The 10,246-nt window shown below is 34.3% G+C and carries 8 protein-coding genes and 1 pseudogene; 6 read left to right on the top strand and 3 right to left on the bottom strand.

The genetic code is table 11. The features are described 5' to 3' along the window. Positions 1 to 255 precede the first annotated feature (255 nt). From lptC to AB1414_09290, 5 genes and pseudogenes are all read left to right on the top strand, one after another. Positions 256 to 792 carry an LPS export ABC transporter periplasmic protein LptC gene (gene lptC, locus AB1414_09310; protein MEW6607637.1) on the top strand — a complete coding sequence of 179 codons (537 nt, stop codon included), beginning with the start codon at positions 256 to 258 and terminating at the stop codon, positions 790 to 792. Then, on the top strand, positions 789 to 995 hold the full coding sequence (locus AB1414_09305) for a hypothetical protein (protein MEW6607636.1): 207 nt from the start codon (positions 789 to 791) through the stop codon (positions 993 to 995). The genes lptC and AB1414_09305 overlap by 4 nt, the downstream gene beginning before the upstream one ends. 99 nt (positions 996 to 1,094) lie before the next feature. Continuing rightward, the gene (neuC, locus tag AB1414_09300) at positions 1,095 to 2,234 is read left to right on the top strand and encodes a UDP-N-acetylglucosamine 2-epimerase (GenBank protein MEW6607635.1); all 1,140 of its coding nucleotides are present in this window, start codon (positions 1,095 to 1,097) and stop codon (positions 2,232 to 2,234) included. A 118-nt stretch (positions 2,235 to 2,352) separates the two neighbouring features. Next, on the top strand, positions 2,353 to 4,413 hold the full coding sequence (locus tag AB1414_09295) for a hypothetical protein (GenBank protein MEW6607634.1): 2,061 nt from the start codon (positions 2,353 to 2,355) through the stop codon (positions 4,411 to 4,413). Positions 4,414 to 4,469: 56 nt separating this feature from the next. Then, positions 4,470 to 4,682, top strand: a pseudogene (locus AB1414_09290) (GxxExxY protein). Positions 4,683 to 4,744: 62 nt separating this feature from the next. On the opposite strand, the gene AB1414_09285 reads toward AB1414_09290, so the two are convergent. From AB1414_09285 to AB1414_09275, 3 genes are all read right to left on the bottom strand, one after another. Beyond that, complete coding sequence (locus tag AB1414_09285) at positions 4,745 to 5,461, bottom strand: CpsD/CapB family tyrosine-protein kinase (GenBank protein ID MEW6607633.1); 717 nt, start codon at positions 5,459 to 5,461, stop codon at positions 4,745 to 4,747. Positions 5,462 to 5,474: 13 nt separating this feature from the next. After that, positions 5,475 to 6,983: a GumC family protein gene (locus AB1414_09280; GenBank protein MEW6607632.1), complete on the bottom strand. Its 1,509-nt coding sequence runs from the start codon at positions 6,981 to 6,983 to the stop codon at positions 5,475 to 5,477. Positions 6,984 to 7,310: 327 nt separating this feature from the next. Next, the gene (locus AB1414_09275; GenBank protein MEW6607631.1) at positions 7,311 to 8,129 is read right to left on the bottom strand and encodes an undecaprenyl-diphosphate phosphatase; all 819 of its coding nucleotides are present in this window, start codon (positions 8,127 to 8,129) and stop codon (positions 7,311 to 7,313) included. A gap of 770 nt (positions 8,130 to 8,899) precedes the next feature. On the opposite strand from AB1414_09275, the gene glp reads away from it, so the two are divergent. After that, positions 8,900 to 10,153 carry a gephyrin-like molybdotransferase Glp gene (gene glp, locus AB1414_09270; protein ID MEW6607630.1) on the top strand — a complete coding sequence of 418 codons (1,254 nt, stop codon included), beginning with the start codon at positions 8,900 to 8,902 and terminating at the stop codon, positions 10,151 to 10,153. Positions 10,154 to 10,246 lie beyond the last annotated feature (93 nt).

The raw sequence follows: 10,246 nt of genomic DNA, 5'->3' as shown, positions 1-10,246 counted from the left end.
GTGGGCATTTTTTTCTACAAACAGATTGCTCCTCTGGAGCAAATTTAATAAGCAAAAGATGGCAGAAAATGAAGTAAAGCAATGCCTGGGACCATAGATATAGCCTTAAGTCCTACGCAACGCTCTCGTTCATTCTAACCAGAGAGGTCGAATTTTTTGTTGACATAGGACAAAATCTTTGCTAAAATACCTTCAGGATGTGCAAAAATAAATAAGCTATCCCCAAAACCCAAAAAGCAATTTCCTATCAATTAAATGAGATTAAAAATTTTTATATTTGTTTTAATTTTAATAGGAATTATTAGTTTTCTTTTAATTAAAAATACAGGTAAAATAAAAGAAAAAGATAAGATTCCTGCGACTGAATTTTCTGACTCAGAATCAGGCTTAAAGGGATTTTACCTTGTCGAGACAATATCTGGTAAGTCTCAATGGGAATTATTGGCTAAAAAAGCCGCAATGTCGCCAACACATACTAAACTTGAACAGATTAAATGTATCTTTTTTTCCGATAACAAACCTGTTTTAACCGTAGAGGCTCAAAATGGCATTCTTGATACCCAAACAAGAGATATTGAACTCAAAGGTCAGGTTAAAGCAACGAATGAGGAAGGAACAGAATTTAGAAGTGATACCCTTAACTGGCGTGCTAAATCACAAATTTTTATTACTCCAGATAGAGTGGATATAATTCATAAAAAGGTTCATATCTCTGGTTTTGGATTAGAGATTGACCCGGAAAAAGAAAAGATAGAAATTAAGGAACAGGTAAGGATAAAAATTGAAAGTTGAGAGAAAAATCAGTAACTGTTCACCGCACAGACACAGAGACGCAGAGAAAAAAATTAAAATCTATTTACGAGACGCTTAACATCCCTGATTTTCATCAGGACAAGCTCTTGAGTAGAGCAACATTAAAATTGATTAACAAATCTGGCTTGACTGCTGAACATTGGGCAAGCAGGTCCGATGTCTTTCCATGTCTGCATCAATAATCTTTTATGTGATCTAATTTATTTCTATGTTTTCTCTGTTACTCTGCGTCTCTGCGGTAAAGGACTACCTGAACGGTTACCGATTCTTAATAAAATAATATGCGAAAGATTTGTGTTGTTACAGGTTCAAGAGCAGAGTATGGTCTACTTTCCCCGGTGATGCAGGCTATTCAACAACATCCGGAATTAGAGCTTTGTGTTGTGGCTTGCGGCATGCATCTTCTGGAAAAATTTGGGCTTACTGTAAAGGAAATAGAAAAAGACGGATTTACCATTTCAGAAAAGGTATTTATTCCAGAGCAAGAGGATATTTCAGTCGCATTCGGACAGACAGTAATTGGCATTTCTTATGCAATTGACCGAATTAATCCTGATTTTATGTTAGTTCTTGGAGATAGATTTGACGCATTAGCCGGGGCGATAGCCGGGGCAAATAGAAATATCCCGGTTGCCCATATCCATGGTGGAGACAAAACAACAAGCGGACATATCGACGAATCGATACGGTTTGCGATAACTAAATTTGCTCATTTACATTTTGCCGCAACTTCACAAAGTAAAACCCGTCTAATTCAATCAGGAGAAGAACCCTTTAGAATCTATCAAGTTGGTTCGCCGGCAATTGATGTTATCCTTTCTAAAAAAGCAACATCCCCATCCCAAACGGCAAAATTTCTTAATCTTACTATGAATAAACCAATCTTAGTCGTTTTACAGCATCCGGTTAATGTGGAAAAAGATGACTCGGCAAATCAGATAAACCAGACACTACTTGCGGTTAAAAAATTAAACTATCAGACAATTATTATCTATCCTAATTCTGATTCAGGCTCTTGCGAGATGATTAAAAAAATAGAAGAATATAGAAAACTACCTCATATCCAGATTTATAAAAATATAGACCACACCCTTTACTTAGGATTATTGAGAATAGCCTCAGTTTTAATTGGTAACTCAAGTAGTGGAATAATCGAAGCCCCTTGCTTTAAACTTCCGGTAGTCAATGTCGGCACAAGAAATAAAGGTAGAGAGCATGCAGAAAATGTTATATTTGTTGATTATGACAAACACAAAATTATAGACGGAATTAAAAAGGCTTTATTTGATAAAGAATTCAAGAAAATAGTAAATAATTGTACCAATCCTTATGGTGATGGAAAATCATCCTCACGAATTGTGGAAGTATTAGCTACCATTCCTCTCGACCGCAAATTACTAACAAAACAAATTATATATTGATTTGACATTTTGTTATGTATTTCTATCCAATAAGTTACCAATTTTTCCATTTGCCTACAAAATTTCAATTGACATTTATATCATTATCCTATATACTTTTTGAAAGAGAGACGACGATATGAGTTTAAAAAAAATCAAGCATAAAGTCCTAAAGATAATCTTTGACGGTTATGGGTTTGACCCTGTAAAGGAAGAGAATATTTTAAAAACCGTCTGGAAAGAACTACCTGATGTTATAAAGCAAAAGTTTATCGAAGGATTAAACAAGGCATTTGGTAAAGAGATAGATATTGAACGGAATAAGGAAACTCTATTCTTACAAATATTTTCAAAGACATTTATTACTACACCACAATATCCTTCTCTAAAGAAATTAGATTATCATCTGGATAAACACCGTGCCCTGAATTTTAAAAAAGTTTTAAACGAGTTTAATTATAAGAGAAAGAATTATACTGAATTTATTGATGATTTAATAGGAGAAATTTCTAAAAAAGAGAACTATGTTATTTGGACAGCTAATACTCCATTCATTTTTTCTCTCCGAAATGAATTCCCTTCTATTGTTACAAAAACAACTGGTAAAGAGATTGGTTATGAAGATTTATCTCCTGAGGTGCAGGGTAGCTCGGAAACAGGTCATCAACAATTGGGTAATTTAATAGTTGGGCTTCAGCCACCTTTTGAAGTAACAGCAGGAATTGAAGACGGCTCTTTTTTTGAAAATCCGGTGCTTCAAGAATGCCTCAATGGGGTCAAAGGTTATGAACGGAATCTTAATTTAACCTTTCTTTTGTCAGGAGAAAAAGGAGATGACGGCCGAGTTCATAGTTGTTGGAATCACTTAGAAGCCTTCTTTAAAATGTTCTTTGAAAATTATGGTATTAGCCCTGATAAACTCAGAATGCAAGTAATCCTGGATGGACGAGATTCACCACCATATTCTTCTATTAAAAATGAAAATGGGAAATATAATTTTATGAATAAATTGATAACACTATTGTCGCAGTATAATGCGACAGAATCTATTACCTGGATAATAGGTCGGGGAATCGGCATGGATAGAGATTATGATGAAATAAAAGGCAAGGCTGACTATGAATTGATGGTAAAAGGGAGAGGGACTATTGTTAAAGATGTTTCAGAAGCACTTAAAGAGATAGAAAATTTACATAAAAATGGCTATATGGATTCGAATATCCCTCCTATAATTATTAGAGATAAGAATGGAAGTATTAGAAAAATAGAAACAAATGATTATTTTTTAGACCTTAATTTTAGAGCAGATAGACAGCGGGCAAAAATAGCTTCACTCCTTGGGGCGAAGGAATTTTTGGTTAGGGAGTCTTCGATTAAAGGAAGGCAATGGAAGGTTGATTGGACAAAAGATGATTTAAAACTACAGGTTTATACTTTGACCGAATATCACCCTGATTTTGAAAATAAGTATGGGGTAAAAATTTTGTTCCCATCAAAACCTTTTGAACATAATTACTTATCTATTCTGGCAAAGGCGAGTGAGGAACTCAATTTTAAATTTAATTATCTCTTGTTAGCTGAAAGCACTAAGGCTTTACATGTTGGTTTTTTTATTCGAGGGAAAAGAGAAAAAATTGAAATTCCAGAACATGAAACAAGAATAATAATTCCCTCATACGGAGTTGAATTAGATATTAAAAATGATGACGATTATTTTAAGACACCTCAAATGAAGGCGTATTCTATTATGGGAACTCTTTTAAATGAATTATATAGAGAAGACTTCGAGCTTGTAATTGTAAATTTTTCAAACTGTGATATGTTAGGGCATTTAATAGTAAATCATTTCACCGCCTGTGTTAAAGCGGTGGAGGTTATGGAAGAAATATCAAAGATTATTATTCCTTTTGCATTAAAAATGGGCTATTATATAATATTGACCTCTGACCATGGTTGCATTGATGATTCATCTCCAGGACATGGATTAAATGATATCCTGACAACCTTTATTTCACCTGATAACGATATAGATTTAACCGTGGATTATAAAGAAAAGGCTAAATTATTTGATATTCCCTGGTGTGTCCTGGAGATTATGGGTGTAAAAGGATTGATAAAACCTTTCATTCCTGATATTCCTATGTCACTTAAAGCAAGAGGTTTAATAGGTAAATCCCTGATTTCATTAAAACGGTACTAAAATGCTTTTAAGTATTTGGTAACTATTCACCGCAGAGACGCAGAGGAACAGAGAAAAAAGGATTTAAATTAGATTGTGGATACCGGATAGATCTTTTAGTTGAAGAAAAAGTTATCGTAGAATTAAAAGCAGTCGAGCAACTACTTCCGATTCACGAAGCTTAACTTTTAACCTATCTAAAAATGATGAATAAAAGGATAGGTTTATTGATCAACTTTAATGTTTCTGTTCTAAGAGATGGAATTAAGCGTATAGCCAATAGATTTTAATTTTTTCTCTGTGTCTGTGCGTCTCTGCGGTGAATAGTTACTTTTTAGGTAACGCTTACGAATTAATAATAATACCCCTTATAATGATAAAGTTTCTCATAAACATATTGAGGCAGAATATGTTCCTTTTTATTTAATACCACACCTAATATTTTAGTTTGAGTAGATTCTATTGATAATTGAGCTCGCTGTATCATTTCTCGTTGAGTCTTATCTGCCTCAACAACAAGAATTACACCATCCACATAAGGACATAAAACTAATGGGTCACTACTTGATAAGACAGGTGCAGAATCCAATAAAATAATATCGGATGCTCCTTTTAAGACTTGAATAATTTCATTCATCTTATTTGAGCCTAATAACATTGATGTGCTTGATGATGATTTACCACTTGGAATTACACATAAATTTTTAATATTTAATTTAGTTACCACATCATTAAGTTGGCAACTATTGATTAATACATCAGATAATCCCGGGTCTTTGTTTAAATTAAATAGATGATGTATAGTTGGATGATACAAATCACTATCTATAAGTATTGTTTTCATTTCATTCACTTTGGCAAAACCTAAAGCCAGATTTGCCGCAACCACAGTTTTTCCTTCTCCGCCAAAGGTACTGGTGATTAATATTGTCTTTAATGAGCCTTCTTTTACCAATAGATATATTTTACCGAGCAGATTGTAAAAAGCCGCTCCAAATGAAGACCTTAAATCAAAATCAAAAAGTATATTTGTCTTGTAATCTTCAAAACTTTTTCTGTGTTTTTTCATTCGTTTTAGCTCCTTACTTTTTCATCGGGATTAGTCCTAATACAGGTAGTTTTAAATAGCCTTCTGCATCTTCAGGCGTTTTAAAAGAATGGTTAATGTATTCAAGTATAAAGGCTAATGTAATTCCTACCATAATTGAGCATAGAGCACCGATAAGTAAATTTCGTGTTTTGGTTGGCTTTATTGGTAGTAATGGGACCAATGCAGGTTCCACAATCCTGATATTTCCAATCTTTATTGCCTCAGAAATCATAGATTCTTGTTGCTTTTCTAAAAGGATATTATACATCTTTTCAGTGGATTCCACTTCACGGGTAAGCATGGCTAAGACCATCTCCTTTTCTGCTAAACCCTCAAGTTTTGATTTATATTCATTGATGGTTGTAATTAATGCGTTTCCTTTTGACTCTAAAGCAGTTATCTCAGTTTCAAACATTATTATTTTTTCTTTTATATTTTCATGAATAGGATTTAATGTTGAAACCTCCTGACTAATAACCTTTTCTACTTCACTCTTTATTCTTGCGGTAACCTCCTTAATCTCAGATTCTACTTCTTTAACCTTTGGATGGGTTTTACCATATTTTTTTAATAAAGTTGGTAACTTAATCTCTAAAGATGTCAATTCTGCCTTGAGGTCTTTAACGATAGGATTTTCACTAATAGTTGTCGAGGAGATTATTTTTTCATCCTGAAGTTTAAATTTCTCTTTTAAATTCCTGTAATTTTCATTTAATTCCTTTTTATTTGCCTGTAATTTATAATACTCTGCCTCAAAATTTGCGATGCTTGCTACTTTACTTTGCACCTCAGTAGGTAGAGACATAATTCCTTCCTGCTCTTTAAATTGCTTAAGGTTATCTTCATACTTTTTTAATTTAGATTCCATAGTTTTTAATTGTTCTGTAATGAAATAATACGCGTTTCTGGCTTCACTACTTTTAATATCAAGTGATTGGTCGATATAAACCTGAACTATGGTATTGGCAATTTTTGCGGACATCTTAGCATTATGGTCTGTAACTCCGACCATGATAATATCTGTCGTTTTAATAGGAACAATTTGAACACTCTCTTTTACCTTATTTATAACCATTCGAAAATGCGAAAGTCCTTCTCCGCTATCTTTTTCAGGTAAAAGATGCGCTGGAATTATCTTTTTGATAGAAGATTTGATAGAATTGATACATTTTTCAGTAAAGGTGGGGGTTATTCTTCTTTTATCCAAATTTAATCTTCTAACTGTTTCCTCAATTATCGGATTACTTTTTATTATTTCACTTTGTGTCTTCAGGACATCACTTCCTCGTGCAAGTGATACTTCACTCAACTCTTCGGAAAATGGAACTTCCACACCTTTAGGTCCTTCTATTAAAACCTTTACGATTGACAGATAGGTTGGTCTTTGAAGATTATTTCCAATAATGACCATAATGATGGTGAATAGGAAGATAAGAATTATCATCCATTTCCTTTTATATAATATTTCGATGTAATTAATACTACTGGTGTAGTGAATCAATTTGTCTCTCCTTGTTTTTGGTGATTACTTATTATTATACCACAATACTTCTCATATTGTCAATACTTTTGACTGTTCCACAGCAATTCTAATTATGAAAATGTGTAAACAAGGAGAATTGGAGAATAGGGAGAAAGAGGAGAAAATATAACCACTAATAGGACACGAATAAGCACGAAACAGAGGATTATTAGGATTATTCGTGACTAATTTTAATCACTTTCTCCATTTCTCCATTTTCTCCCTTTCCCCTTTTTTACACAATTTCTGTCATAATGAGAATTGCTGACTGTTCCACTTGCTCCTTTTCCCACCTTCCCATTTTTCTCACTTATAGATTTCCCAAAGAATCATTATCAATCCTATTATCCAACAATACCCTGCGAAGATAATTAATTTTCCTTGTTTGACTATCTTCAAAAGCACCTTAATTGCCAGATAGCCGCTTATAAAGGCAGATAAAACACCTATGATAAAGAGATATAAACTCTCTATTTCTACATCTTTCAGTTGTAAAATAGTTGCACCTAAAATGACCGGTAAGGCAATTAAGAAGGCATAATTAGGGGCTAAATCTTTATTTAACCCACGATATAACCCAGCTGTAATCGTTATCCCGGAACGGGAAATACCTGGGGCAAGTGCTAATGCCTGGGCGACACCAATAAATAAGGCGTCCTGGACGGTCATATTTAAAATATCCTTTTTACCATTTAGATTACGCTGACCTATGGCTAATATAAACCCTGTCCCTAACAGGAAAAATCCTACCGCTAAAGGGCTTTTGAATAATGCTTCAACATAATCTTCAAGAAGTATCCCCACCAGGCATGCTGGAATTGTAGTCAGGATGATTAAAAAAACTAATCTTTTATAATCGTCATTCTGGACGCTTTTAAATTCCCTTTTAAAAAAAATATCATTTGATATTTCACCGCAGGCACGGATAAGTTTCAAAATATCCTTCCAGTAGATTAACATCAGTGATAGGAATGTGCCAAAATGTAACATAGTATCAAAACTAAGTGATGGTTTTGCAATCTGTAGTAATTCTGGCACAATGACGAGATGAGCCGAGGAGCTCACCGGAATAAATTCTGTTACTCCTTGAACTATACCTAAAATCAACGCATCAAAAATATCCATATTTTCTCTTTGACCTCCTTATAAAGTAACCGTTCACCGCAGAGACACAGAGACGCAGAGAAGAAAACTATTCAGCCACAGATGGACACAGATGAAACACTGAAAATTCGGGACGGTTCCTTCTATCGTTTCCTATGATTTCTTTCGAATGTCATTTGTAAGCGTTCACAGAAAGTTGAAATTGGAAATTAGAAATTGGGCTTTTACTTCCTTCCTTAATTTCTAATTTCGAATTTCCAATTTTAACTTTATTTTCTGTAACCGTTCAGAGATATAGCCACAGAGTCACAGAGAACACAGAGGGAATATATAACTACGAATGAACACGAATAATAAAAAGATTTGTAGTGCGAGGTTTTAGCCTCGCTTCTGGCAAGCAGGAAAGCGAACCTAAAGGTTCGCACTTCATTTATCGAATGTCACAGGTTAATTCGTGTCCTTATGTAGCTAATTTCTCTAATTCTCTGTGAACTCTGTGCCTCTGTGGCTGAACGGTTACAAATTTTGCTTACTGATAATTATACAGAATTTATTAAATTTGTCAAGTTGATTAATCGCAATCTGTGATTCAGACAGTAGACTATATAGCAGTTATTATTCAAAATTTTACTTAGAAATGCCGATAAGTATAGTAAATATTAACCAAAACTTCACATTAGTATGGTTGATAGTTGATGGTTGATAGTTGATGGTTGATGGTTGATGTCCAGTGTCTGAATCACAGCAGTTACAAGAAATTTAATTGACATAGATTCAAGTTTTTGATATAATTGCCTGCCAGAGGGTATTTAAAATTGATTTCATTTGAAGAGGCAAAAACAAAAATACTGGAAACTGTTGTGACAGTTAAAGAAACTGAGGAAATTAAGATTGTCTCAGCATTAAATCGAATTCTTGCCGTAGATATAATCGCTCCTTTTGATATTCCATCTTATAATGATTCAGCGATGGATGGTTATGCCATTCAATATGAGGATATTAGTGAAATAAACCCTTCAAGATTAAAGGTAATTGGTGAGTTATCCGCAGGAGGATATTTTGATAAAAAGATTGAAGAGGGACAAGCAGTTAGGATTATGACAGGTGCCACCCTCCCTGAAGGAGCCGATACAGTCGTTATTCAAGAAGTGACAGGTCAGGAAGGTGAGTGGGTAACTATTCCCCCAAAAGCCGCTAAAAAATGGGCTAATATCCGATTTCAAGGTGAAGATATTAAACAGGGTAACCTGATATTAGACAAAGGTACCTGGATTAGACCACAAGAAATGGGGATGTTAGCCGCAATGGGATATACAACTATAAATGCCTTTAGAAAATTAAAGGTTGCCATTGCTTCTACCGGAGATGAACTCCTTCTGCCTGGAGAAAAACGACCATCAGGCAAAAGATACGATAGCAATCGATACACTTTAATTGGATTACTAACACAATTGGGGGTAGAAATAATTGATCTAAGCATTATCAAAGATGATAAAGATGTTTTAAAGAAGAAATTCGCCCAGGCAACTAATAAAGCAGATGCTATCATTACCTCTGGTGGTGTTTCGGTAGGCCAGTATGATTTAGTAAAAGAAGTAGTAAATGAATTGGGTAATCTGGAATTCTATCAGGTGAATGTAAAACCAGGAAAACCTGTTTCATTTGGCAAAATTGGTAATTGTTACTTTTTGGGTTTGCCGGGTAATCCTGTTTCGGTAATGGTGAGTTTTATTAAATTTGTCCGATGTGCCCTTTTGAAAATGGCTGGTTATAAAGATTATGATAAAATTATCCAGTTTAAAGCTAAGGCTAAATTTCAAATGACTAAAAAGGATAATCGAACAGAATTTCTAAGGGGGATACTTTCGCAAGGAAAAGATGGCTGGGAAGTAACCACAACCGGTCCTCAAGGTTCTGGGATACTTTCTTCCATGTTAGTGGCTAATTGCTTGATGATGATTTTACCAGAGCAAAATGAAATTAGAGAAGGAGATGAGGTGTGGGTCGAACCATTTAGAGCCTATCCGAAAAATAGCTTAAGATAATGTTCCCCTTTGCCGATTTATATAGAGAAGGGTTTTTACTCAATCTATACTGAAAAAGGAGGGGGACAAGATGGCTGATGGAGAAATGGGTGT

This window comes from bacterium (assembly GCA_040755795.1).
Classification (GTDB): domain Bacteria; phylum UBA9089; class CG2-30-40-21; order CG2-30-40-21; family SBAY01; genus JBFLXS01.
This window is presented reverse-complemented; position numbering and strand designations above follow the sequence as displayed.

Coding starts and splice junctions, on each gene's coding strand:
- lptC (MEW6607637.1), top strand. CDS start 256: ATGAGATTAAAAATTTTTATATTTGTTTTAATTTTAATAGGAATTATT.
- neuC (MEW6607635.1), top strand. CDS start 1,095: ATGCGAAAGATTTGTGTTGTTACAGGTTCAAGAGCAGAGTATGGTCTA.
- AB1414_09295 (MEW6607634.1), top strand. CDS start 2,353: ATGAGTTTAAAAAAAATCAAGCATAAAGTCCTAAAGATAATCTTTGAC.
- AB1414_09285 (MEW6607633.1), bottom strand. CDS start 5,461: ATGAAAAAACACAGAAAAAGTTTTGAAGATTACAAGACAAATATACTT.
- AB1414_09275 (MEW6607631.1), bottom strand. CDS start 8,129: ATGGATATTTTTGATGCGTTGATTTTAGGTATAGTTCAAGGAGTAACA.